Origin of the sequence: Streptomyces sp. NL15-2K, assembly GCF_030551255.1 — a bacterium.
Classification (GTDB): Bacteria; Actinomycetota; Actinomycetes; order Streptomycetales; family Streptomycetaceae; genus Streptomyces.
This window is the reverse complement of sequence record NZ_CP130630.1, coordinates 9,933,624-9,958,746: the sequence shown is the minus strand read 5'-3', so window position 1 is coordinate 9,958,746 and position 25,123 is coordinate 9,933,624. Positions and strand designations below refer to the sequence as shown.

Genomic DNA, 25,123 nt, shown 5'->3' with positions numbered 1-25,123 from the left:
CTCAGTCCTCCCCCTCGGCGGAGTGCGGCGCGTCGTCCAGGATGTGGGCGAGGGAGACGAGCGACGCGCGGTCGCCGAGGTCCTGGTGGAGGAAGTCGCTGCGGTGGATGTGCAGCTCGCCCGTGACGTACGGCCGAAACGTGGCGGCAGGGTCCAGCTCGGGGAAGTCCTCGCCCAGACCCGTCGTATCCTTCGCCGCCTCGACGAACAGCACGTCTCCCCGGTACGGCACCGGGCGGTGGACGGCGGCCAGGCGGGCGTTGTTCTCGAAGACGCGGCTTATGCCGACCAGGTGCCGCTCGGACATGCCGGAGAGCACGCTCTCGCGTCGGCGCACGATCTCCAGGAACCGCCGCGTGGTGAGTTCCTCGTCGCGCAGTCCGGCCGGCCGGACGCCCGCGATGTCGAGCAGCGCACCCAGCACGGCGCGTTGCCGCTCGCCCTGCGCTGCCGGCGGCACGTACGGCAGGTCCGCCACGACGTACGAGTCCAGCAGGATGAGACGCCCGACCCGCTCCCCCTGTTCCTGGAGCTGTGTGGCCATCGCGTGCGCGACCAGGCCTCCGAAGGACCATCCGAGCAGGTGGTAGGGACCCTCGGGCTGTACGGCACGGATCTCGGCGACGTAGTCGGCAGCCATCTCCTCGATGCTGCCGGGCAACCGCTCGTGACCGTCGAGCCCTCGGGCCTGGAGTGCGTACAGCGGCAGCTGCTGGTTGACGTGGCGCAGGAACGCCGCGTACATCCAGGCCACACCGCCGGCGGGGTGAACGCAGTACAGCGGCGGCCGGCTACCCGCGGCACGCAGCGGGAGCAGGGTGTCGAAGGCGAGGTGCTCCTTGTCCGGCCCGAGGCGTTCGGCGAGCTGGGCGACGGTGGGTGCCGCGAACACCAGCGACGCGTCGATCTCGCCGCCACAGACCTCCTCGATGCGGCGGGCCAGCTGGGCCGCGAGCAGGGAGTGGCCTCCCAGATCGAAAAAGTTGTCGTCGATTCCGACGGCGGCCGACCCGAGCGTCTCGGCGAACAGCTCGCACAGCTGGATCTCCTGCATGGTGCGAGGCGCTCGACCCTGCCCGACGGCGAGTTCTCCCGGGTCGGGCAGCCGGGAGAGGTCTGTCTTGCCGTTCGGCGTACGGGGCAGCCGGTGTATGACGGTGACGGCTGCCGGGACGGCGTGCGGGGGCAGCGCGGAGCGCAGCCAGGACAGCAGGACCGCGGGCAGCCGGGCCCTGGCGGAGGCCTCGGCCGGATCGTGCGCCAGCGGGCCGTCGGGGACGGGTGCCTCGCACACGTCGCGGAAGCGCACCGGGTCCGCGCCCCCGCCGCGGGGGACGAGAACGGCGTCGAACGCGCCCGGATCAGCCGTGGGCGTCACCAGGGCGCGGTAGCCGGCCGCCGCGGCGGCCTCGGTCAGCTTCTCGGGCGTCACTGCGCCGCGTGCGGGGGTGGCGGTGAGCCGGCCGACGGTGGTGGAGGCGGGTGCGGCCTCGACGGCCTGCCACAGGGCGAGCTCGGTGGCGACCCGTGCGTCCGGGATCCCGCACACGCGCAGGGGCAGCGGGGCGGGGGCGCCGCGCAGCAGCGAGGTCAGCTCGTCGGTCCCCGACACGTCCGCGCCCCAGGTGAGCCGGGTGGCTCCGCCGACGGAGACGGCGTCGCCGACCTCCTTGTGGAGCACGACGTCGTAGCGGTGACCGGTCAGCCCACCGTCGGGGCCTGCGGACCTCAGTCGGATGTCACAGCCGCCGGCCTCCAGGGTGCCGAAGAACGCGGGCGCCAGGGCGAGTTCCCGGTCCAGCAGCGCCTTGCGCCCGGCGGTGAACCGCACCAGCGAGACGGGGGTCGCCGGGGACATCACGCCGCACTCGGCCGCGGTGTACAGGCACGGCAGCAGGAGCGCATCGCGCACCCCTCCGACGAAGAGCGCTCCGCCGGGGGCGAGCAGGCGGAGGGCTCCGGTGAGCACGCGCCGGAGGTAGTCGACCGACGGGAAGTACTGCACCACCGAGTCGAGCACGATGGTGTCGAACTCGCCCGCGCGGAAGCCGGAGAAGTCGTGCGGGGCCTGCTGCCGTACGTCGACGCGGTCGGCGAGCTGCGGGAAGTCGGCCTGCCGGACTCGCAGGGCGGCGACGGCGGGGGAGATCTCGGTGGCGCAGTACCTCTCGCAGTCCGGCGCCAGGGCGGCCAGGAGCTGCCCTCTGCCCGCGCCGATCTCCAGTACCCGGCACGGGTTCAGCTCGCGCAGGCGCGCCACGGTGGCGTCCCGCCAGGGGTACGGCTCCGCGGCCGTGACGGGCCCGTCGTCGTGGGCTGCGGTGGTGTCCCCGGCATACGGGCCGGCCGAGGCCTCGCCGGTCGGGTCGGGTCCGCACCCGCTGTCGTCGAGGGCACGCCGCTCGGCGAGCCGGGACTCCTCCGTCTCCCGATCGGTCCCGGCGTCCGGGTCCTGCACGATGCCGGGCTCGGGCACGACGTAGGCGACGAGCCGGGTGCCGCCGTCGCCGTTCCGGTGTGCCACCACGGCCGCCTCGGCGACGGCCTGGTGCCGCAGCAGCTCCGACTCGATCTCGCCGGGCTCCAGCCGGAAGCCCCGGACCTTCAGCTGCCGGTCGGCCCGCGCCACGAACTCCAGCTGTCCGTCGGTGTTCCAGCGGGCCAGGTCCCCGGTGCGGTACATCCTGCGCCCGTCGGCCGCGAACGGGTCGGCCAGGAAGCGGCATGACGTCAGTCCCGACTGCCCCAGATAGCCGCGGGCCACGAGGGGGCCGGAGAGGTAGACCTCCCCGGTCCGTCCCGGCGGGACGGGTCGCAGCACATGGTCGAGGAGGTGCACGGTGGCATTGGCGACGGGGCGGCCGATGGGCGCCGCCTCGGAGTCCAGCGGCTCGGAGACGGTCGCCATGACCGTGGCCTCGGTCGGCCCGTAGACATTGAGCAGGCGGTGCCGACTCGACCAGCGTCGCGCCAGCTCCGGCGGCAGCGCCTCGGCGCAGGACCGTATGACGGTCCGCGCGGGCACGCTCTCGGGGTCGAGCACGGTGAGGATGGAGGGGGTCAGGCTCACCGTGGTGATCTCCGCCTCACGCAGCAGCTCGGCCAGTGCCGGCCCCGGCCGCAGCCGCTCGGGGCGGGCGAGGACGAGAGCCGCCGGGGAGCAGAAGCTCTCCAGGATCTCGAGCACCCCGGCGTCGAAGGCCGGGGAGAGGAGGTGCAGGATCCTGCTCTCCTCACCCACACCGAGCGTGCGCAGGCCGCTGTGCACCACGCCCGCCACACCGGTGTGCTGGACCACGACGCCCTTCGGCCTGCCGGTGCTGCCCGAGGTGTAGATGACGTACGCCGCGTGGTCCGGCAGCAGCGGCGCCGGCCGCTCCTCGTCTCGTACGGGTCCGTCCGGGCGGGCTGCGATGCGGTCCGCGGTGGCGGGGTCGTCCACGACGAGCAGCCCGGCACCCGGCGGGGCGTGCGGCTGCCGCTCGGTGTCGGTCACCAGCAGGCCGGGAGCCGCGTCGTCGAGGATCAGCCGCAGCCTGTCCCGCGGGTACTGGGGGTCCAGCGGGACGATGGCCGCACCGGTCTTGAGCACCGCGAGGAACGCGGTGATCAGCTCGACGGAGCGCGGCAACAACACGGCCACCCGGCGCTCCGGGCCGGCACCGCGCGCCAGCAGTTCCCGCGCCAGCCTGCCGGCGCGGGAGTCGAGTTCGGCGTGACTGAGCCGAGTGCCGCTGCCGTCGGCCACGTACAGCGCGGGCGCGTCGGGGGTGCGGGCCGCCTGCGCCTCGGCGAGGGCGGGGACGACGGCCGGCGGCACCTGCTCGTCGCTGCTGCGGTAGCGCTCCAGGCGGGCGCGGTCCGCGTCGTCCAGCAGGTCCAGCCGCGCCACCGTGGTGGCGGGCTCCCGGACGGCGGTGCGGATCAGCCACAGCAGCCGGTCCAGCAGCCGCGAGGCGGACACGTCGTCGACCAGGTCCCTGCGGTGCAGCAGATTCAGGTCAAGGGTGGTCTCGTGCGGGAAGGCCATCAGGACCAGCGGGTAGTGTCCCGCCGACTCGCTGAACGCGCGGGTGACGCGCACGTCCTCCAGCGCCGACCGTGTCTGCTCTCCCGGCTGGGGGAAGTTCTCGAACACCATGGCGGTGTCGAAGAGTTCGCCCGTACCGGCGGCGGTCTGGATGTCGCCGAGGCCCACGTGGTTGTGGGGCATCATCCGGGCCTGTTCGCGCTGCGCCCGGCGCAGCAGCTCGGCGATGGTCTCGCCCGGGGAGAGCGTGACCCGCATCGGCAGCGTGTTGATGAGGAACCCCATGACCGACTCGACGCCGGGCAGGTCCGGTGAGCGGCCGGAGACCGTGATGCCGAAGACCACGTCCTTGCGGCCCGTCTCCTCGGCGAGCAGCAGTGCCCAGCAGCACTGCATCAGCGTGTTGACGGTGACACGGAGTGCGGCGGCGGCAGCGGCGATCTCCGCCGTCTCCTGCTCGCCGAACCGGTACGTGCGCCGCCCGGGCCACTGCCCGCCGCGATGGCCGGGCGGGGCGAGGAGCGTGGGCTCCACGGGCCCGGCGAGGGCGTCCTGCCAGGCGCGCAGCGCTGACGGACGGTCCTGCTGCCCGAGCCAAGCGAGGTAGTCGCGGTAGGGCGTGCACTCGGGCAGCGCCTGGGCGCCGTTGTAGAGGGCGAACAGCTCGGGCAGCAGCAGTTGGTTGGACCAGCCGTCCAGCAGGATGTGGTGGCTGACCACCTGGAGCTGGAACCGTTCGCCGCCCAGCCGCAGCAGGGTGAAGCGCAGAAGCGGGGGGTCGGCCGGGTCGAAGCGGGTGGCGCGTGACTGGGCGGCGAGCCGGGCGCACTGCGTCTGCTGCTCCTCCGGCGCCAGATGGGAGAGGTCGATCTCGGCGAGTTCCGGGTCACGCCGTGGGACGACCTGCACGAGACGGCCGGTGGGCAGCCGCACGAAGCCCGCGACCAGGTTGGTACGACGACGGCACAGGCCCACCACGGCACGCCGCAGCGCGGACACGTTCAGCGCGCCGGTCATGTCGAGCGACATCAGCATGACGTACACGTCCTCGCTGTGCCGGTCGTACTGGCGGTGGAAGAGCAGTCCCTCCTGAAGCGGGGTCAGTGGCAGGACGTCCAGGTGGCCGGGGTAGGCGGACTCCAGCCAGTCGCGCTCGTGGGGATCGAGCGGAGTGGGGAGCAGGGCTCCGGGGACGGCTTGCCGTACGGGCACGGGAACGAGCTCGGGTTCGGGCTCCGGCTCGGGCGGGGGCGGAGCGGGAACCTGCTCCGGGGCCGGGCGGGGCGCGGGCCGCGGGCTGCCCGCCGCAGCGAGTTCGGCGGGGGTCTGGTGGACGAAGACGTCCTCGGGGGAGATCATCACTCCGGCCCGCCGGGCTCTGCGGACGAGCTTGATCGAACGGATGCTGTCGCCGCCGAGAGCGAAGAAGCTGTCGTCCGGCCCGGCTTCGGGCAGGCCCAGGACGTCGGCGAAGACCTGGCACATCACCTGCGTGAGGTCGGCCACCGGACTCTCGGGCGGCGCGTCGGCACCGGCTGTCCGCGCGGCAGCGCGCTCGCGCAGGGCGAGCCGGTCGCTCTTGCCGCTGGGGGTGAGCGGGAGCGCGTCGAGGACCTCGACGGCCTCGGGCACGAACGGGGCCGGCAGCTCCCGGCCCAGCGCCTCCCGTACGGCCTCGGGGTGGGGCGTGGCTCCCGCCGCCGGCTCGACGTATGCCGTCAGCACGTGGTCGCCCTCCCCGTCGTCGGTGGCCACGACGCAGGCTGCGGCGATCTCCGGCAGAGCGATCAGCCGTGCTTCGATCTCACCGGGCTCCACCCGGTGTCCGCGTACCTTGACCTGGTTGTCGGCGCGGCCCGCGAACTCCAGTTCCCCGTCGGCGTTCCAGCGCACCAGATCGCCTGTCCGGTACATGCGCGTGCCCGGCTCACCGAACGGGTCGGCGACGAAGCGCTCGGCGGTCGGCGCGGGCCGGTGCACGTAGCCGCGCGCCAGGCCGTCACCCGCCAGGTAGAGCTCGCCCTTGCCGCCCGGGGGTACGGGGCGCAGCTCCGGGTCGAGCACCCGGCAGTGGGCATGCGGGGCGGGAGGGCCGATGGGCGGGCGGCCTTCCGTGCTGGGGGCACACCGCCCCGCGGTGGCGTAGACGGTGGCCTCGGTGGGCCCGTACAGGTTCAGGACGGTGGCGCCCGGCTTGCGTCGACGGATCTGCCGCACCAGGTCGGCGGTGAGAGGCTCCCCGCCGAAGACGTAGTGTTCGGCCCGTTCGTCGACCCATTCCGCCTGTGTGACGCGCCGGTAGACCGACGGCACGGCGTTGATCAGGCTGCCGGCCCAGGTGCCCTGGTCCAGCAGCGAGAGCAGGTTGCGGACGATGTCGACGCTGCCGCCCGTCAGCAGGGGGACGAGCAGCTCCAGGACCGACGGGTCGAAGCTGAGCGAGGTCGCGTTGAGCACGCGGTCGAACGCGGCGTCGCCGAGCTCCCGCTGAACCCATCGGGCGAAGGTGAGGACGTTGCGGTGGGGAACCACCACGCCCTTGGGCTGCCCGGTGGAGCCCGAGGTGTAGATGACGTAGGCCGCGTTGCCGGGTCCGGGTGCCGTGGGTACCGGCAGAGCACCGCCGTCCTCATCTCCGGCGGTCAGCAGCAGCGTCTCGGGCACACCGGGCGGCAGGCTCCCGGCCAGCTCCCGCGTCGTCACCACGGCCCGTGGCCGGGCGTCGGTGAGCAGGAACGAGACGCGGCCCGCCGGGTAGTCGGGGTCGACGGGCAGATAGGCGGCGCCGGACTTCAGCACGCCCAGGACGGCGACGGCCATGTCCACGGTGCGGGGTGTGACGACGGCAACGACGTCCTCGGGGCCCACTCCTCGCGCGGCCAACCGCCGCGCGACCCGGTCGGCGCGGGTGTCGAGTTCGCCGTAGGTCAACCGCCCGTGCCGGTCGCGTACGGCGACGCTGCCGGGGGCGGCGGCGGCCACGGCCTCGAACACGGCGGGGACGGTCTTCTGCGCCGCGGGAAGTTCCGGTTCCCGCTCCTGGGTGAGGGGCGCGTCGAGGAAGTGCGACAGGGGCAGGGCGCCGCTGCCCTCGGCGGCGATCTCGCGGAGGATCTCCACGTATTCGGCGGTCAGGAAGGCGGCGGTGCGCTCGGTGAACAGTTCGGTGCTGAACTCCAGGCACGACACCATCTCGTCCTGGCCCTGCCGGTCCTCGGTCACCAGCGTCAGGTCGAACTTGGCGGTGCCCGCGGGCATTCCGCCGAACAGGTTCTCCCTGGTGTGCCGCTCGTCGAAGAACCCGACGGCGGCGCCGTCCACCTGCTGGACCGGCGGCAGCTCCTGGTGCACGTAGAAGACGTCGAACAGCGGCGACCTGCTCGGATCCCGGTCGGTCACCAGGGCGTTGACCACCCGGTCGAAGGGCACCTCCTGGTGCTCGAGGCCCTCCAGTACGACGGTCTTCACGCGCTGCACGAACGCGGACAGCCCGGGGTCGCCCGACAGGTCGGCCCGCAGCGCCACGGTGCTGTTGAAGAAGCCGATGAGCCCCTGCACCTCCGGCCGGGTGCGCCCGGTGGTCGGCGCTCCGATGACCAGGTCGTCCTGCCGGCTGTGCCGACCGAGCAGCAGGTAGAACGCGGCGAGCAGCAGCACGAACAGCGTCGCCGACTCGCGCACCGCCACCGTCCGCAGCTCCCGCACCAAGTCGCCAGGGACGGTGAACGGATACAAGGCTCCGGTGTGGCTCCTGCGCGTGGGACGAGGGTGGTCGGTCGGCATCCGCAGCGGCACAACACCACTCAACTGCCGCTTCCAGTACTCCAGTTCACCGTTGAGTGCGGAGGAGGCGACCAGATCGCGCTGCCACTGGGCGTAGTCGCGGAACTGGATCGGGAGCGGTTCGAGCCGGGGGGCGCGGCCGGCGCGGCGGGCCGCGTACAGCTCCGGCAGCTCCCGCTCGAAGATCCTCGGCGATCCGCCGTCGTTGACCGCGTGGTGCATGGTCACCTGGAGGACGTGCTCTTCCGGTGCGATGCGGACGGCCAGGACCCGCACGAGGGGGTCGTCCGCCAGATCGAAGCGGTGCTCGGCGGCCTCGCGCACCAGCTGCCGCGCGGCCTGGTGGGGATCCGGTGTGCCGGAGACGTCCTCGAACCGGAAGAAGTCCCCCAGCCGGGGCCGGATCCGCAGGACGGGAGCGCCGTCCACCTCCAAGAAGTTGGACCGCAGCACCTCGTGCCGCTGCGCCAGGTCCTCCCACATGCCGCGGATGGCGTCGACGTCCAGGCTGCCGCGCACATGGCTGACCATGGGCAGGTTGTAGAGCGTGGTGTCCTCGTCGAGCTGGTGATGGAACCACATGCGCTCCTGCCCGAAGGACACCACCAGGTTCTGCTGCGGCACCACCGGCGGGACGGGTGCGGTGGTGGGTGCGTCGCGCTCCCGGATCAGCGTGGCGAGGTCCCCGACCCTGGGGTGGCTGTAGGTGTCGATCAGCCTGGGCCGGAAGCCGTAGCGGTCCTGGATCCGGTCGACCAGCTGAAGGGCGATGATCGAGTTGCCGCCCAGCGCGAAGTAGTCCGCGTCGGGGCCGACCGGGGTCTCGGTCCGCAGCAGCTCGTCCAGCGTGGCGCAGAGCCAGGCGGTGGCGTCCGCCCCCTCGCCGGTGCCCGGCTCCTCGCTCCGCGATGCCGGGTACGACGATTGCGACGGCTCCTGGTGGCGCCGTGCTGCGTCCTGCGGTGCGGTTTCCGGCGGTGCCGGCTCCTGCCGCACGACCGCCGCGGCCACCGGCGGCTCGGTCCGCTCCGTGGGCGGGTCCGCCCAGCAGCGCGTGCCGAGCACCGGGTGCCCCGGAAGGCGCAGTCGGCGCGGCGCGCGGGCAGGCTCCCCCTGCCGGGACAGCGGCGGTGCGGACACCGCCCGCCAGTCCAGGTCGACTCCGCGGGTGTAGAGCGCGCCGAGTGCGCCGAGCAGTCCGCCCGTACGGGGGGACACCGTGACGATGTCGGCGCCGTGTCCCCCCGCCGCGGCGGCATGCCGGGCCACGAGTTCACCTAGGCCGCTGTCCGGGCCCAGGCCGACGAAGACCACGGGCCCTCCGGCGAGCAGTTCACCCACCGGCGCCGCCAGGTCACCCGAACCGCCCGCGGGGGGCCCGCCGAGCACGCAGTCGACGCGCACCCCGCAGCGCCGCAGTTCCTCCCGCGCCTCAGCCTGTCCGGCCTGTTCGTCGGGGTCGGGCGACAGGATCAGCACGACCGCCGGGGCTTCGCCCGCCGGGCCCGTTTCCCCGAACCCGGCGTGTTCCGGGGCGGGCTCCTCGCTCAGCCAGGTGGCCTGTGCGGCCAGCCGGACGGCGAGTTCCTCGGTGTCCCGGGCGCGGACGGCGACCCGGTGCTCGTAGTGGCCGCGCCCCTGGTTGAGCGTGAACGCGACGTCGGTGATGTCGTCCTCGCTGTCGCGCAGCGCGCTGCCGAGAGCGGCGCACAGCCGGGTCAGGGCGGCCCGGCTGCGCGCCGACACGGCGACCAGACGCGGCTCGTCCGTCGCCGGGACGCCGACGGGCACGGGCGCTGGAGGCTGCTGGACCACGCAGTGCGCGTTGATGCCGCCGAGGCTGAAGGAGCTCACTCCGGCGACCCGGTTCCCGTCCTGCCACGGCCTGGCCTTGGTGACCACCTCCAGGCCGAGGTCGGCGAGCCGGACGCCGCCGGTCGCCTCCCTGAAGTGGACGGTGGGGTACAGCTCGCCGTGGTGCACGCTGAGAATGGCCTTGACCAGCCCGGCGATCCCCGCCGCGTGGTCAAGGTGCCCGATGTTGGACTTCACCGAGCCCAGGGGCAGCGGCGCGTGCCGCGCCCCGACGGCTGCGGCCAGGCCTTCCAGTTCGACGGCGTCGCCCAACGGCGTGCCCGAGCCATGCCCCTCCAGGTATCCGGCGTACGACAGGTCCAGGCCCGCGGCCTGCCACGCCTTGCCGATCACCCGGGTTTGGGCCGCCGCGCTGGGCGTGCTGATGGTGGCCGCGGCACGCCCATTGTGCAGGACGGCGCTGCCCCGGATCACTGCGTGGATCGTGGCGCCGTCGGTACGGGCCCTGCCCACCGTGGTGAGCAGCAGGACCGCCCCGCCCTCGCCGGGCGCCGCGCCGTCGGCCGCCGCGTCGTAGGCCCGGCAGCGCCCGCTGCCGGAGACCAGCTCCGACATCGCCTCGGCCTCGCCGGCCGGAAGCCCTCCCGGGCGCACGCTGACGCCGCCGACCAGCGCGTACTGCGCGTCTTGGCAGGCCAGTTCGCGGCAGGCGTGGTGGACGGCGAGCAGGGAGCTGTTGCAGCCGGAGTCGACCGCGTAGGTCGGCCCGGTGAGCCCGAGGACGTGCGCGACGCGCGCCGACGCGCCGAAGGACAGGTTGCCCAGCGCGCTCAGGACGCCCGGCTCCCGCGCCGCCGCACGGTAGGTGGAGGCGGCGGCGCTGAAGACGACGGCGGTCTGCTGCCCGCCCAGCTCCGCCGCCGCGTAGCCGCCGTCCTCCAACGCCTGATGGGCGAGGAGCAGCGCGAGCCGCTGCTGCGGGTCCATCAGGGTGACCTCGCGGCGCGAGAGCCCGAAGAGGGCGTAGTCGAAGGTGTGGATGTCCTGCAGGTGCCCCATGGGCAGATGCGGCTGCGCCGGGTCCAGGCCGGTCGCGGCGGCCCGCTCGGCGGGCATGGGACCCACGCTGTCGATGCCGGCGAGGAGGTTCCGGCGGAACTCCTTCAAGCTGTCTGCCCCGGGAAGGCGGACTGCGATGCCGACGACGGCGATGTCGTCGTCGGTCGGCTCCATCGGGTGCCCCACTGTGTGCGTACGCGTCACTGTCGCTCCCCTGGTCGTCCGTCGTTCCCACCTGCCCGAACCCGGCTCTGTGCGGCGACCAGCGCCGCCGCCTGGGCCTCCACGGTGTCCAGGTCGAACAGCTGTCCCACACGCACCGCGCCCGGCCACTCGCGTTGTAGGCCCAGGTGCAGCTCGACGACGCGGCGCGAGTTGCCGCCCACGGAGAAGAAGCTGTCCCTGAGGCCGAACCGGTCGTGCTTCAGCACCCGCGTCCACAGCCGTGCGACGACGCTCTGGAGCGGGGTCCAGCCGCTGCCCGCACCGCCGGAGGGCCGGCCGGGGGCGTCGGGCAGCAGGGCGAGCAGGGCCGCCTCGTCGGTCTTGCCGGTGGCGGCGAGCGGCATCGCGCCGACGGTGACGAAGGTCTCCGGCACGGCCTGGTCGTGGAGGTGCGCTGCGCACAGCTCGATCAGCTCGCGGGTGTCCGGCAGCGCCACGGCCGTACCGGCCGGGGACCAGAAGGCGACGAGTCCGGTGTCGCCGTGCTCATCGGGGACGCCGAGCACGGTGGCCTGGCGCACCGCCGGATGGGACTCCAGGACTGCCTCGACCGCTTGCCGCTCCACGCGCACCCCGCGCACCTTGAGCTGGCCGTCCGCCCTGCCGTGAAACTCGATCTCGCCCGCCTCGTTGACCCGCACCAGGTCACCGGTGCGGTACATGCGGGCGCCGGGCCCGGCGGAGAACGGGTCGGCGACGAAGTACTGCGCGGTGCCACCGGGGCGGGCCGTGTAACCCTGGGCGACCTGGGCGCCGCCCACGTACAGCTCGCCGAGCTGCCCGGCGGGCGCGGGCCGCAACCGCTCGTCCAGCACATGGGCGGCGGTCGTCCCCAGGGGGGTGCCGATGGGCACTTTCCCCCCGTACGGGCCGCTCACGGGGTGCGCCAGCACCGTGACCGTGGTCTCCGTGGGCCCGTACTCGTTGCGCAGCCGCGTGTCCGGCAGCACGGCGCGGTGCTGCGGGATCAGGGCCTCGGGGAACGCCTCCCCGGCGAGGATCACCTCCCTCAGGTGCGCGTCCGCGCCGGCCAGGTGAGGAAGCATCAGACGGTAGAACGACGGGGGCGACACGAGCTGTGCCACGCGCCATCGCAGGACGAGTCCGGCGCAGGCGGACGCGTCGGGGATCGCACGGTGGTCGGCCAGGACGGCGGTGCCGCCGGTGCACAGCGCCTGGAAGAGCAGCAGGAGGGAGCCGTCCCAGGTGAACCGGCATGTGGAGAAGGTGGGGCGGCCCGGCTCATCGCGCCGAGCGGCCACCATGTGGGCGAGGTTGTCCCGGCTGACGACGATCCCCTTCGGCTCGCCCGTCGAGCCCGAGGTGGTGATGATGTACGCGGGCAGGTCGCCGGGCTCATCGACGGCGGGGGCGGGCTCCGCGCCGGGCGCGGGCCCATAGCCCTGCGAGCCGCCGACCTCCAGCACGGCGAGCGGGCGGGGCGCGGCATCGGCGAGGGCGCGTGCGGCGTCGTGGATGCGGGCGCTGTCCGGGACCTGCGGGCTCTGCGTGTCGTCCAGGACGAGCGCCGCGCAGTCCACGTCGTGGAGCAGCGTCTCGATGCGCTCGACCGGGTGGCCCGGTTCCACCACGCACCACGCGGCGCCCAGGCGCAGGGCGGCCGCCATACCGACCACGGTGTGCACGCTCTGCCGCAGGTACAGCAGCACGGTCTGCCCCCTGCACACCCCGGCGGCGCGGAGCCGCGCGGCGAGCGCCGCGGACGCCGCGTCGAACTCGCGGTAGGTCAGGGCGGATTCACCGACCACGACCGCGGTCGCCTCGGGCTTGTTCCGGGTGCTGACGAGCAGCCGGGCCAGGACGTCGGGAACGGCGGGGGTGGGCATGGCGGTCATCGCGTTTCGTAGACGTGGAAGCCACGGCCGCTCTTGCGACCGCGGTGCCCCCGAGCGACGAGGTCGCGCAGCAGGGCGCAGGGCTCGTAGCGGGCGTCGCCGGTGGTCTCCCGCAGGACGAGGAGGGAGTCGAGCACCGTGTCCAGGCCGATCAGGTCGGCGGTGCGCAGGGGGCCCATGGCGTGTCCGAAGCAGTCCGTGAAGATGGTGTCCACGGTCTCCGCGTCGGCCGTGCCCTCCTGGACGCGGGCCGCCGCGTCGTTGACCATCGGCATCAGCACCCGGTTGGAGACGAACCCCGGGGCGTCGCCGACCACGTGGGCCCGCTTCCCGCAGCCCTCCAGCAACGTGACGACCGTCTCCAGGGTCGCGTCGCTCGTCCGCGGGCCGCGGATCACCTCGACGGCGTCCTTCAGGTGGGCCGGGTTCATGAAATGGGTGCCGATCACGCGGTCGGGTCGCCCGGTGCCCGCGGCGAGGGTCGCCACCGGGATGGCAGAGGTGCAGGAGGCGATCACGGCGTGGGCGCCGCAGACACGGTCGACCTCGGCGAGGATCTGCTCCTTGACCGGTATGCGCTCGGGCCCGCACTCCACCACGAGGGCGGCGTCCCCGAGCTGCGCGGGCTTCTGCTCCCACCGCACCCGCGCGGCGACCTCGGCCATCGGCGCGGGCGGGGCGGGCCTGCGCAGCAGCCGGGCGGCGCGCAGGCCCTGGCGCAGTCGGCACTCACCGTCCCCGAGCGCCTCGTCGGAGGGGTCCACGACGGTGACGGGGTGACCGGCCTCGGCGAAGCTCTGCGCGACTCCGACGCCCATGGTGCCCGCGCCGACGACGCCGATGACGGCCGTGCGGGCGAAGGGTGCACTCTGCGAGCTGCTCAACTGGTCCTCCGGGTTGCGGTGGAGTCGGCGGTGACGACACGTACGTGCGCGGGGAGCGGGGGCGGGTCGTGGTCGGCCGGGAAACCGAGGAGGATGCCGCTGTCCTGTGCCTCCTCGGCGAGCGTCTCGAAGCCGGCGAAGCGGAGGTTCACCAGCATCACGCGGTTGACGTCGGTGGGGACGAACTCGGCGACGGGCCGCAGGCCTTCGGCGAGGGCGCGGTGCACGATGTGACCGATGAGGGCGGGGCCGATGCCCCGGGACATCACCCGGCAGGACAACAGCAGCAGCCGCAGCACGCACCGGCCGCCGCCGCGCTCGGTCAGCGCCAGTCCGACGGTGCCGTACGAGCCGTACACGTCGGTCAGCTGGGCGACCAGCACCTGGTGGTGCGGGGAGTCGCACAGCGCGCGCAGCTCGTCCATGCCGTAGGTGCGGCCCGTGGTGTTGAGCTGGTGGGTGCGCACCGTCAGCTCGTGGGCGCGGGCCAGATCGTCCTCGGTGGCCTGCCGCACGGTCAATTCGAGCCCCAGGGAGGCGAGAAACTCGGCGGGCGCGCCCTCGTGCACCTCCCGCGCCTGCTGCCGACGGGCCTCGGCGCGGTAGAGCTCGCGGCGGGCGCGGGACTCGTCGGTGACGTACGAGGGCTGGAACTCCGCCAGGTCGGGCAGGTCGGGTATGCGTTCGGCGCCGTAGCAGCGCACGGTGGGGTGGGCGGCGGCCACCTCGGCGCGCTCGACGGGGTCGTTGTCGACGAACGCGAGGGTGTCGATGCCGATGCCGAGGGACTCGCTGACGCGGCGCACGGAGGCGGACTTGGCGCCCCAACCGATCTCCACCGCCGTGAACATCTCCGCCAGGCCGAGGCGCTCCAGACGCGCGGTGGCTGTGGCGTGGTCACCCCGGCTCGCCACAGCGTGCAGAATGCCCCGCACGTCCAGTGCGTGCAGGGTACGCAGCGCCGCCTCGACGGGCCGTACGTCGTCCCCCTCCAGCACGGTGCCGCCCCAGAGCGTGTCGTCGAGGTCCCACACCAGACACTTGACGACCGGCGCCGCCCCTTTCACCGACCTGCCGGACCCGGCCGCCGCCCCGGTCGAACCAGCCGCCGAAGCGGACCCCTTCACCGCCCCGTCCGGAGCTGCCATCGGCCCGGTGAAACCCGCAGCCGACTGGGTCGGACCCGGCGCGGACCCGGTGGAACCCGCCGCCCCGGCGGGCCCCGTCGGAGCCCCCGTCATGCCCGCTCACCGTCCCGGCTGTCCGGGGTCACCTCAGGCGGCGGCGTGCCGTACTGGCGTAACAGGCGTTCCGCGATGTGGAGTTCGGCCACGTGCTGTGCTCCTTCGATGATCTCCATCACCTTGGCGTCCCGGAAGAGGCGCCCGGCTCTGCTGTCGGTTTCGCAGCCGACCGAACCGAGGACCTGGACGGCGTCGCGGCTGACGGACGCGGCGGCATCGGCGGCCGCGTACTTGGCGACGACGGTCTCGAGGACAGCCCGCTGCGGCGCCTCGGCGCGGGCCTGTGCGGCCCGCAGGGCGAGCGCGCGCGCCCCGGCCGCGGCCACGGCGCCGCGCGCGAGCAGGGAGCGGACCAACTGGTGGTCGCTCAACGGCACTCCGCCCTGCCTGCGGACGGTGGCGTGCGCGGCGGCGTCGGCCAGGCACGCCTCGGCCATGCCGACGCATCCCCACGCGACGGTGAACCGCCCGTGGTCGAGCCCGGTGCCCACGACGTGGGAGAGCCCCATGCCCGGCGGCGCGACGAGATTGCCGCGCGGGACGCGGACGGCGTCGAAGCGCACATGGGCGATCTGAGCGGCGCGCATGCCGAGCTGCCCGCTCACCGGCTCCCTGGCGACCCCCTCGCGGTCCGCCTCGACCAGCACGGTGACGGGCCGCCCGCCGGACTGCCCCAGGAGCAGGAACACCTGCGCCACCTGCCCGCACGTCACCCACTTCTTGTGGCCGGTGACGACGACGTCGCCGCCCTCCTCCGGCTGCTCCACGCGCGTGCGTACGTCCGCCAGGGCGCTGCCCGCCTCCTGCTCGGTGGCGGCGAAACCGGCGATCACCTCGCCGGACGCCAGCCGGGGCAGCCACGCGGCACGCTGCGCGGCCGTGCCCCAGCGCAGCAACGCCGCCGCGACCATGCCCTGAACGGTCACCAGGCCGCGCAGCGCGCTGCACACGCCGCCCAGGTGCGCGCACACCTCGCCGACCTCGGGCGGCGTGGCGCCCGTCCCGCCGTACTCCGGCGGCAGGTCCGCCGCCAGCAGTCCCGCGGCGGCGACCGCCCCGCGCACCTGGGCGGGGAGCACACCGCTCCGGTCCCACCCGGCCGCCTCGTCCCGTACGTCCGCCGCCAGCCGGGCCGCCGCCCGCACCAGGGGCGGCGCCGCGCTAAGCGCGTGCGTCACGGGCCTTGAGCAGCTCGTGGCCGACACTGACCGCCGGGCCGCCCGCCGAAGCGTCCCTGGGGTCACCCTGCGGGCCGCTGTCCGGCAGCCCTTGCCTCCCCTGCTTGCACCGAACGAACCGCGTGATGCGCGCCGCGGTCCGGAAACTGTCCAGGTCGAGGTCCTCGACCTCCACAGTGAGGCGGAAGCGGTCCTCGACGAAGGTCACCAACTCCAGGGCGAAGAGCGAGTCCGCGAGCCCCAGGGCGAAGTAGTCGTCGTCGGGACCGACCTGCCGGCGCAGGGCGGCGGTGAGAAACGCGACGACCTCTTCGGTGATCCGGTCAGTGGTGTTGCCGGTGGTGTCTGTCACGCCATGGCCTCCTGAGGCCTCATCTCGACGAGCAGCAGGCTCCATGCCGCCACAGGGCTCACATTGATCACTACGGCACGGTCCCCCTCGCCGAAGTCCTTGCGCTCCAGCGCCGTGTGGAGGTTGAGGAAGATGTCGTTGGGCCCGAGGTGCCCGTAGCGCCGCAGGTTCTCCCGGCACACGCCCAGGAGTTCGATGTCCAGGGACTCCTCGATGAAGGTGAGGCTGCCCGCCGACAGGTTCTGGCTGACGTACCCACGTACGTCCCCCGGCGCCATCCCGTTGCGCTCCAGCAGCTCGCGCAGCAGGGCGCCGAGGCGGTTGCGGGTCTCGACGGCGAGGCGGAAGGAGTAGGTGGGCAGGTCCGTGCACTCCTCGCGCCACTGGGCCGGGGGCCGGTCACGGTAGTCGACGTGGAAGAGGTCCCAGTACGCGCCGTTGGTCTCCTGGAGGATGTCCAGCACCCGCACAGGACCGGTGCGGGACAGCAGCAGAGCCTGCCCACCGTCCCCGTTCACGGTCACGGGGTGACGGTAGCGGTGGCTCGAGACGGGCTTGCTGCCGTGCGCGACGAGTACGTTCTCCAGGCCCGGGTCGGCCGCCAGCAGCCCGCGTGCCGCCAGCAGCGCGGGCGTGATCGACACGCAGCCCAGTCCGCCCACGGAGAACGCGACGGCTCCTTCGGCGCCGAGCAGCCGCTGCAGCCGGGTGACCTCGGAGCTGAGCATGGTCTGCGGCGCCCGCTGCTCCACCACGATCAGCGCGCCTACGTCCCGCGCGTCCGCTCCCGCACGTGCCAGCGCCTCGCGTGCGGCTCGCTCGGCGAGCCCCGTCGTGTCCAAGCCGTCATCGACGTGTACGGACTCGATGCCCAGGTTCCGGCAGGTGCGCGCCGCGTCCTCGTCCAGCTCGGCGAGCTCCGGCAGTGCGGCGAGATCCACCGATGCGTCCGGCAGGTACGAGGCCGCGCTGCGCACCGCGAGGGGAGCGGCGTGCCCCGGTACGGCTGTCTGCGTCACATGCCCTCCCATGGGTGACGGCGCTGCTCCGCGGAGTAGTCAAACAGCCGACCGGAACGGCCAGAAGGTGTTTCGGCGGAGGATGAATGTCCCTGCCACCCGCACAACGCACGAGCGACTGGCAGGGCACGGGACCGGACCATGCCTGAGCCGCACCGGGCAGCCAGTCCGAGGCCGCGGACGCGCCCGGCCCGTGAGCTGATCCACCCGGGCGTCGGGATGTCCGGCCGCCCCGGGGCGGCCCGGGGCGGCCCGGGTGTCAGGAGACGGCCAGTACGACGGTCAGCCCCGTCGCGACAGCGACGACCGAGGCCGCGATGACGAGGAAGCGCAGATTGCCGACGTTGACGGTCCAGCCGATGCCGACCCGCCGGGGCACCAGGACCGCGGGGTCATCGGCATTCACGTAGATCGTGCCGGCACCGTGCCAGAAACGGTCGTCGTCGCGGGGGACGAGGCCGGTGTTCTCCTCATCCGCGGTCTCGGGCAACCGGCTGCCGGAGGGCCCGACGCGCAGGATCAGGTAGGTGACGACGGCGAGGGCCGCGAGGAGCGGCACGCCGATGACGACGAGCATCAGGGGCGTGGAGCGGGTGTCGCTCCACATCAGCGCGGACATGCCGAGCAGCATGAGATTCAGCAGAGCGGTGATGCCCATCAGAGAGCGGGCGGTGACGGCGAGGTAACGACGGTGCCGGGCGACGCTGGTCGCGGGCCGGGCCACGTCGAGGTCGGCGCGGGCGCGCAGCAGACCGTGGACGGTGCCGACGCTGATAAGGGTGATGAGTACCTGACCGAGGACGAGACTGAAGGCGATCCACACGCTGGTCGTGTACTCGCGGTAGAAGGTGCCGCCGGCGGAGCGCCGCGGCAGGGCGATGCGGTCGGGCAAGTCGGGGTAGACGACGGCGCCCACCACCACCGTGACGGCGATCACGACGACCGCGGGGAGCGTCCAGACCCAGGGGAAGCGGACGGGGGCCGTGCGCAGGGAGGTGTCCGTGACGGCGCCCTGGCGGGCCTGGTCGTACCACCCGTCCTCCTCCTTGGCGCGGGCGATGCTGCGGTGGGCCCGTACCCACAGGACGGCGGCGCCGGCGCAGAGCGGTAAGGCGCCGAAGGCTCCGGCGGTGGGGGTGTCGAATACGGCGCCGAGGGTCAAGGCCAGTACGGTGACGGGCGCCGCGACGGCCAGGAGCGGACCGCGGTAGCGCCTGCGCTGCGTCTCGATGGCGGGGGCGTGCACCTTGTCCGGTGGTACACGGACGCCGAAAGGCACGGCGGGAGGGCTGAGGAGGGGCCCAGGGGCGGCGTACAGCAACGCGCTCAGCGCGGCAAGAATTCCGAAATTGACAGCTGCGTTGACCAGCACGGTGTTCACCTGTTCACTTTTGTCACGTCACCGGTGGGAGCCTCCGTCCCCCCTCCCGGGGAAACCGTCCAGGGTCGCCTCGACATAGGCCATCACCTCCTCCTTGGAAATGCCTCGCACATCGAGCTCGGCGAGAAGAGTGTGCATGCGCGCCTCCCAGTCGACGCCGACCCGCAGTTCGTCGGACGACTGTTTGACGTCCGGCCGGACCGCCGCACCGCTCTTGCGGTTGACGCGGATGATGCCCTCGCGGCGCAGCAGGTCGTAGGCCTTGTTGACGGTATGGAAGTTGACCGCCAGATCGACGGCCAGCTGCCTGGTGGACGGAAGCCCGGCACCGGGCGCCAGCGTGCCTGCCGCGATAGCTTCCACCACCTGGTCCCGGATCTGTTGGTAGATCGGCACCTCGGCGTCGAGGTCGAGTAGTACCCGCACAACTCCACCCTACCTGATGTACATCTACTAGAACAGATACGCGGTGCGCGGCAGCTTCGTCCGGCTCTGGCCGCGGCCGCGGTCGAGGGGGAGCATGGGAGCTGAGCGACCGAGGGAGGCCCGCCATGAAGACCGAAGCCTCGGAATTCGACCCCTGGCTGTACTCTCACACGCCCTCCCAGGCCGAGGGCGAGCGTGATGAACCGGCCGAGCTTGCCGCCGAGGAGCAGCACGCAGAGGTCCCCAGGACCGAACCGTCCCAGGCGGAGGGCGAGCGCGTGGACGACAGCACGACCGCATGACCACCGATGAATGGAGACCAAGGAGGGGAGACCGCGGTCCGGGCGACGGCGCGACCGTACGCACCGGCCGGAGCACCGTGAGAACAGCGCCTGTCAGAACTCCGTGCCCTCGAACCGGTGATCCCCGCCCCGCGCGGTCACCAGCCCCGACTCGTACGCGAACACCACCAACTGCGCCCGATCCCGCGCCCCCAGCTTCGTCATCGCCCGGCTGATGTGGGTCTTCGCCGTGAACGGGCTGATGACCATGTGCGTGGCGATCTCCTCGTTGGTCAGGCCGCGGGCGGCCAGGGCGGCGACCTCGCGTTCGCGGCGGGTGAGGCATTCCAGGCCGGGGGCCGTGGCACGGTCGGGCGGCCGGGAGACGAACTCGCCGATCAGGGTGCGGGTGACCGACGGGGAGAGCAGGGCCTCCCCGCGGGCCACGACCTCGATGGCCTGGAGGAGGTCCGCGGGTTCGGTGTCCTTCAGCAGGAAGCCGCTCGCGCCCGCGCGCAGGGCCTCGAAGACGTACTCGTCGAAGCCGTAGTTGGTGAGGATGACGACGCGTACGCCGGACAGGGCCGGGTCGGCGGCGATGCGGCGGGTCGTCTCGATGCCCGTCATCACCGGCATCTGCACGTCGATCAACGCGATGTCGGGCAGCTGGGCGCGGATCAGCTCCAGGCCCTGTTCGCCGTCCGCCGCCTCGCCGACCACCTCGATGCCGTCCTCGGCGTCGAGCAGGGCCCGGAAACCGGCGCGCATCAGCGCCTGGTCGTCGACGAGCGCCACCCTGATCATCTTGCGGCCTCCCGGGTCATCTTGCGGCCTCCCCGGGCAATTCGGCCCGGACCGAGAAGCCGCCCTCGGCGCGTGGGGCGGCGTGCAGCGTGCCGCCGAGGGCCGTGACGCGTTCGCGCATGCCGGTGAGGCCGTTGCCGGGCGTCGGCGGGCAGGTCGGGGCGGCGCTTCCGTCGTCGTCCACGCGTATCGTCAACCCGCCCTCGCCGTAGTCGAGTTGGATGTGCACCTTCGCCGGGCCCGCGTGCCGTGCCGCGTTCGTCAAGGCCTCCTGGACGATGCGGTACATCGCCCGGTCGACGGTCTCCGGCAGGGGACGCTCGTCGCCCGTCACCGTCAGCTCGACCGCGAGGCCCGCCGCCCGCGCCCGTTCCACCAGTTGTGCGGGCGTGCCGGTCGGCTCGTCGGTGCGCAGCACCTCCAAGGTGGCCCGCAGTTCGCGCATCGCCTCGCCGCCCGCCTCCTGGATGGCGAGCAGCGCGGGCGGCACCTCCTCGCCCCGCTTGCGGGCGAGATGCACGGCCACGCCCGCCTGGAGCTTGACGATGGAGATGCTGTGGGTGAGGGAGTCGTGCAACTCCCGTGCGATGCGCAGGCGTTCCTCGCCCGCCCGGCGCAGCGCCGCCTCCTCCCGGGTGCGCTCGGCCTCCAGGGCGCGCTGTTCGGTCTGCCGCAGATACGCCTGCCAGTTGCGGTCGGCCAGGCCCGTCACCACCGCGCACAGGAACCAGCCGGCGAGCAGCGTGGTCTTCTCGACCACCTCCTGGGCCGTCGGTCCGGTCGCGACGTACGCCGCCAGGAAGAGCCCGCTCGCCGCGGCCGCCCAACCCCGGTGTCCCGCACGGGACGCCGTGTGAACGGCGCCGAGGACCGGGAGGGCCGCGAGCGTGCCCGGGTGTGCGTGCAGGACGTACGCCGCGCCGGTCGCCGTGGTCACGGCCAGCACCACCAGTGGAGCCCCGCGGTAGAAGGCCAAGGCTGCTGAACCGAGCACCATCAGCACGTAGTCGACGGCCTTCGTGTCCCCGTCGAACGCGGCCGTCGTCACGACGAGGACGCCGACCACGACCGCGAGGGCCGCGTCGGCGAGGCGCCTGCGTGTGACTGTGCCGGCCATGTGTCCGCTCATGCACGCACAGTAAACCGCCGCACCGACAGCGGCGTCAGCCCTGTGGACAACTCCCGGACTACTCCCTGGGCAGTAGTGAGCCGCTCCGGCCCGCCTCGCCGGAGCAGTGCCGACTGCCTTCGGCCGTACGACGACCGCGGGCGTCCCCGAGGCGCACGCTGCTGTCCATGTCCACAGCCTTCCGCTACACCGAGCCCCTGCCGCCCAAGGCGGCCACCGGTCGCGTCGCCGAGGTGTACGAGCAGATCGCCCACGACTTCGGCATCGCCGAACCGGTCACCTTCGTCGTCCTCTCCTCCGCCCCCGAGCTCCTCGCGCCCGCCTGGGCGCTGATGCGCGAGTCGTTGATCGCGGGGCCCGGCAGCCGTACCGGCAAGGAGCTGGCGGCGCTCGGGGTGTCGCTCGCCAACAAGTGCCCGTTCTGCGTCGACGCGCACACCATGCTGCTGCACGCCACCGGCGACCACGCGCTCGCCGAACGCCTGGCTCGCGGGGAGCGACCGGAGAACGAGTCGCACGCGCGCGTGCTGGCCTGGGGGGAGCAGACCCGTGTCCCGAGCCCGGCCGCGCAGCCGTTGCCGTTCCCGGCCGAGCACACCCCCGGCTATCTGGGCACCGCGCTCTCCTTCCACTTCATCAACCGGATCGTGTCGGCCCTGCTCACCGAGCGGCTCCTGCCGGGCAACGCCCAGCGGTTCAGGCCCATACGCAGTCTCGTGGGCCGCTCGCTGGCGCGGACGGTACGCCGCCCCGCCCGCCCCGGCGCGTCCCTCGCCCTGCTCGACGACGCCGCCGAGGGGCCCGCGTGGGCGGCCGGCACGGCCGTCGGCCCGGCGTACGACGCGCTGCGCACGGCGGCCACGGCGGGCGCCGGCCTCCTCGACGCCGACGACCAGGCCCTCGTACGGCGGACGCTGCGGGACTGGGACGGAGAGCATCCGCCGCTCGCCCTGGGCGGGTTCCCGGACCGCCGGGAGCGTCCGGGTGCGCGCCTGGCGCTGCTGGCCGCCCTGGCGCCGTACCGCATCACGGACGAGGACGTGGCGGCATGGCGCCGGCCGGAGCACACCGACCACTGTCTGGTGCATCTCGTCGCGTACGGTGCCTTCGCCGCCGTGGACCGTATAGAAGGCTCCCTTTCCATCCCTGACCGGCACAGGATCCCCCTCGGGTGGACACAGTGATCGCACGGCCACGGAACGCGTTGGCACTTTCGCCCCACAGGCAGTCGTGTGACACTGTCGTCCCGTCCGCAGTGCGGGCCCCCTCCGCACCCACCCCCACGAAAAGTGCGCCGTGCGTTCTAGTTCCCTTCCCTTGCCGCTCGCCCTCACCGCGCGCCTGTCGCCCGTCGTCGTGCTCGCCGCGGCGGGCTGGGCCCTGTCGTCCGGCCCGTTCGCCGCGACACCGGCGGAGAACCACGACGAGGCGCGGCAGACCGGGACCCAGTCCGCCTCCGCCCCGGCGACGGCTGCGGCGTCGAAGACGTACGGCGCCGCTCCCGCGCCGTGCGCCGGCCTGGCCAAGAAGACGATCACGTCGCTCGTGCCGGGGGCCAAGACGGCCGGCAAGGAACTCCAGTCGACGGACTCCAAGGTGCGCCGCACCTGCTCCTGGAACGCCCTCAAGGGGTACGACTACCGCTGGCTCGACGTCTCCTTCGAGATCACCGAGTCGGACGAGGTGGCGCAGAAGTCCTACAAGGAGAGCGTCACGGAGAAAAGTGGCGGCGGGGACGTCCCCGGGCTCGGCGACTCGGCGTACTCCGTCGTGAACCTCACCACCGAGGACAAGCAGCAGACCCGCGAGGGCATGGTGGTGGTGCGCGCGTCCAACGCGTTGGTGGTCGTCACGTACAACGGCAGCGACTTCGAGTCGAAGAAGGCGCCCAGCACGGACGAGATCAACAAGGGGGCCATCAAGGCCGCCAAGGAGGCGGTCGCCGCGTTGGAGGACGGGCAGCAGGGCTGACCGTCCTCCAACAGCGGTTGTGCGGCGGGCGGTTCAGGCCTCCAGACGGTCCCGTCCGCGCGCCAGCATCAGCAGCACGTAGAGCACCATCGAGGTGCCCAGGCCCACCGCCCAGCCGTAGTCGGCCAGTGGTTCCAGCGCGGGGATGGGCCTGCCGTCGATCAGCGGCTTGAAGGTGGCGCCGCCGATGGCGAGGACACCGCCGACGACGAAGGCGACGACGGCCCGCCAGTTCCAGCCGCCTTCGTACCAGTAGCGGCCGCCCGTGCGGTACAGGTCGGTCAGGTCGAGCTTGCCGCGGCGCAGGATCCAGTAGTCGGCGATGAGGATGCCTGCGACCGTACCGAGCAGACCGCCGACCAGGCCCAGCCAGGTGAAGATGTAGCCCTGCGGGTCGGAGTACAGCTTCCACGGGAAGATCAGCACGCCGAGCACGCAGGTGACGAGCGCGCCGGCCCGGAAACTGATCTTGCGAGGCGCGATGTTCGAGAAGTCGAAGGCCGGCGAGACCAGGTTGGCCGCGATGTTCACGGACAGGGTCGCCACCAGCACGGTGACCAGCGCGAACAGCAGGCCCACGACGTTGTCCGTCTTGGCGGCGAGCTGTACCGGGTCCCAGATCGTCTCGCCGTAGACCGCCTGCGAACCGGAGGTGACCATCACCGACAGCAGGGCGAAGAGGGTCATGGTCGTCGGCAGGCCCAGCGCCTGGCCCCAGGTCTGGGCCTTCTGGCTCTTGCCGTACCGGGTGAAGTCCGGGATGTTCAGGGACAGAGTGGACCAGAAGCCGATCATTCCCATGAGGGACGGCCAGAACAGCTTCCAGAAGTCGGCGCCCCAGCCCAGCTTGGAGGGCTGGTCGAACAGCGGGCCGAAGCCGCCGGCCTTGTCGCTCATCCACCACAGCATGACGAAGGCACCGACGAGCACGAAGGGCGCCGCCCAGTTCTCGAAGCGGCGGATCGTCTCCATGCCCCGGTAGATGATCGCGACCTGGATCGCCCAGAAGATCGCGAACGACAGCCACATCGTCCAGGCGTAGCCGCCGATCTTGCCGACATCGGTCCAGCCGTTCCCGATGAGCTTCCCGGCGAGGAAGTAGATCGCCTCGCCGCCGATCCAGGTCTGGATGCCGAACCAGCCGCAGGCCACCAACGCCCGTACGACAGCGGGCAGGTTGGCTCCGCGGATGCCGAAGGAGGCGCGGGCGAAGACCGGGAAGGGGATGCCGTACTTCGGTCCCGCGTGCCCGGTGAGCAGCATCGGGACCAGCACGATCACATTGGCCAGGGCGATGGTGAGCACCGCCTGCTTCCAGTCCATGCCGACGGCGATCAGACCGGAGGCCAGGGTCCAGGAGGCGGTGTTGTGGGCCATGCCGACCCACAGGGCGGAGAAGTTGTACGTGGTCCAGGTGCGCTTCTCCACCGGGACCGGCAGCAGATCCTCGTTGGCGTAGCGGCCGCTCGGGGCGGGCGCGCCGGGGGCTAGTTCCACCCGGCCGTCGGCGAGGGTGACTTGAGTGGACGGCGGTATGGCCGTGGGAGCGGTGTCGGTCATGGGCAGGCCAATCAATGAAGGGTGGTCCGGAAAGGCCGTGCGGGCTCCGGTCCCCTCCCGGGAGGTAGGGAGGGGAGAACAGGAGTGGGGGGGTGAGGGGTGGGGAGATGAGCGGTGGGCGGATTG

15 protein-coding genes are annotated in these 25,123 nt (G+C 72.8%); 3 read left to right on the top strand and 12 right to left on the bottom strand.

The window, feature by feature from the left end; all coding sequences use genetic code 11:
• Position 1: 1 nt before the first annotated feature.
• The 9 genes from Q4V64_RS44210 to Q4V64_RS44170 form a co-directional block, all read right to left on the bottom strand.
• Complete coding sequence (locus Q4V64_RS44210) at positions 2 to 10,891, bottom strand: non-ribosomal peptide synthetase (protein WP_148100368.1); 10,890 nt, start codon at positions 10,889 to 10,891, stop codon at positions 2 to 4.
• Positions 10,888 to 12,759 (bottom strand): non-ribosomal peptide synthetase, encoded by a 1,872-nt coding sequence (locus Q4V64_RS44205; RefSeq protein ID WP_124438024.1) that lies wholly within the window; start codon positions 12,757 to 12,759, stop codon positions 10,888 to 10,890. Before Q4V64_RS44205 ends, Q4V64_RS44210 begins: the two co-directional genes overlap by 4 nt.
• Before the next feature lie 5 nt (positions 12,760 to 12,764).
• Positions 12,765 to 13,652, bottom strand: coding sequence for a 3-hydroxyacyl-CoA dehydrogenase family protein (locus Q4V64_RS44200; protein ID WP_124438025.1), 888 nt, complete (start codon positions 13,650 to 13,652; stop codon positions 12,765 to 12,767).
• Complete coding sequence (locus tag Q4V64_RS44195; RefSeq protein ID WP_124438026.1) at positions 13,649 to 14,800, bottom strand: HAD-IIIC family phosphatase; 1,152 nt, start codon at positions 14,798 to 14,800, stop codon at positions 13,649 to 13,651. Before Q4V64_RS44195 ends, Q4V64_RS44200 begins: the two co-directional genes overlap by 4 nt.
• An 89-nt stretch (positions 14,801 to 14,889) precedes the next feature.
• A complete protein-coding gene (locus Q4V64_RS44190) occupies positions 14,890 to 16,074 on the bottom strand; it encodes an acyl-CoA dehydrogenase family protein (RefSeq protein WP_216377552.1) in 1,185 nt (394 codons plus the stop codon).
• On the bottom strand, positions 16,058 to 16,426 hold the full coding sequence (locus Q4V64_RS44185; RefSeq protein ID WP_253266775.1) for an acyl carrier protein: 369 nt from the start codon (positions 16,424 to 16,426) through the stop codon (positions 16,058 to 16,060). The genes Q4V64_RS44190 and Q4V64_RS44185 overlap by 17 nt, the downstream gene beginning before the upstream one ends.
• Positions 16,423 to 17,352, bottom strand: coding sequence for a 3-oxoacyl-ACP synthase (locus tag Q4V64_RS44180; RefSeq protein ID WP_216377559.1), 930 nt, complete (start codon positions 17,350 to 17,352; stop codon positions 16,423 to 16,425). The genes Q4V64_RS44185 and Q4V64_RS44180 overlap by 4 nt, the downstream gene beginning before the upstream one ends.
• 352 nt (positions 17,353 to 17,704) lie before the next feature.
• Entirely contained in the window at positions 17,705 to 18,826 is a 1,122-nt protein-coding gene (locus Q4V64_RS44175) for a DUF5808 domain-containing protein (protein ID WP_124438029.1), read from the bottom strand.
• Positions 18,827 to 18,844: 18 nt separating this feature from the next.
• Positions 18,845 to 19,252, bottom strand: coding sequence for a GntR family transcriptional regulator (locus Q4V64_RS44170; protein WP_124438030.1), 408 nt, complete (start codon positions 19,250 to 19,252; stop codon positions 18,845 to 18,847).
• A 125-nt stretch (positions 19,253 to 19,377) separates the two neighbouring features.
• Here Q4V64_RS44170 and Q4V64_RS44165 point away from each other — a divergent pair, with 125 nt between their 5' ends.
• Complete coding sequence (locus Q4V64_RS44165) at positions 19,378 to 19,554, top strand: hypothetical protein (protein WP_172629043.1); 177 nt, start codon at positions 19,378 to 19,380, stop codon at positions 19,552 to 19,554.
• 93 nt (positions 19,555 to 19,647) lie between these two features.
• Here Q4V64_RS44165 and Q4V64_RS44160 read toward each other — a convergent pair whose 3' ends face one another.
• Entirely contained in the window at positions 19,648 to 20,337 is a 690-nt protein-coding gene (locus Q4V64_RS44160) for a response regulator transcription factor (RefSeq protein ID WP_124438031.1), read from the bottom strand.
• Between the two features lie 16 nt (positions 20,338 to 20,353).
• Positions 20,354 to 21,466: a sensor histidine kinase gene (locus Q4V64_RS44155; RefSeq protein WP_124438032.1), complete on the bottom strand. Its 1,113-nt coding sequence runs from the start codon at positions 21,464 to 21,466 to the stop codon at positions 20,354 to 20,356.
• A gap of 167 nt (positions 21,467 to 21,633) precedes the next feature.
• Between Q4V64_RS44155 and Q4V64_RS44150 the strand changes: the two genes are divergently transcribed.
• Both Q4V64_RS44150 and Q4V64_RS44145 read left to right on the top strand, forming a co-directional pair.
• Complete coding sequence (locus Q4V64_RS44150) at positions 21,634 to 22,650, top strand: carboxymuconolactone decarboxylase family protein (protein WP_124438033.1); 1,017 nt, start codon at positions 21,634 to 21,636, stop codon at positions 22,648 to 22,650.
• Between the two features lie 133 nt (positions 22,651 to 22,783).
• On the top strand, positions 22,784 to 23,437 hold the full coding sequence (locus tag Q4V64_RS44145; protein WP_303714324.1) for a hypothetical protein: 654 nt from the start codon (positions 22,784 to 22,786) through the stop codon (positions 23,435 to 23,437).
• Positions 23,438 to 23,470: 33 nt separating this feature from the next.
• Here the strand turns inward: Q4V64_RS44145 and Q4V64_RS44140 are convergent, their stop codons facing one another.
• On the bottom strand, positions 23,471 to 24,997 hold the full coding sequence (locus Q4V64_RS44140; RefSeq protein ID WP_172629044.1) for an NCS1 family nucleobase:cation symporter-1: 1,527 nt from the start codon (positions 24,995 to 24,997) through the stop codon (positions 23,471 to 23,473).
• Positions 24,998 to 25,123: the final 126 nt, after the last annotated feature.

Excerpts from the sequence above, each read along its gene's own strand:
- Q4V64_RS44205 (WP_124438024.1), bottom strand. The coding sequence starts at position 12,759 with ATGCCCACCCCCGCCGTTCCCGACGTCCTGGCCCGGCTGCTCGTCAGC.
- Q4V64_RS44195 (WP_124438026.1), bottom strand. The coding sequence starts at position 14,800 with ATGGCAGCTCCGGACGGGGCGGTGAAGGGGTCCGCTTCGGCGGCTGGT.
- Q4V64_RS44165 (WP_172629043.1), top strand. The coding sequence starts at position 19,378 with ATGAAGACCGAAGCCTCGGAATTCGACCCCTGGCTGTACTCTCACACG.
- Q4V64_RS44160 (WP_124438031.1), bottom strand. The coding sequence starts at position 20,337 with ATGATCAGGGTGGCGCTCGTCGACGACCAGGCGCTGATGCGCGCCGGT.
- Q4V64_RS44155 (WP_124438032.1), bottom strand. The coding sequence starts at position 21,466 with ATGAGCGGACACATGGCCGGCACAGTCACACGCAGGCGCCTCGCCGAC.
- Q4V64_RS44150 (WP_124438033.1), top strand. The coding sequence starts at position 21,634 with ATGTCCACAGCCTTCCGCTACACCGAGCCCCTGCCGCCCAAGGCGGCC.
- Q4V64_RS44140 (WP_172629044.1), bottom strand. The coding sequence starts at position 24,997 with ATGACCGACACCGCTCCCACGGCCATACCGCCGTCCACTCAAGTCACC.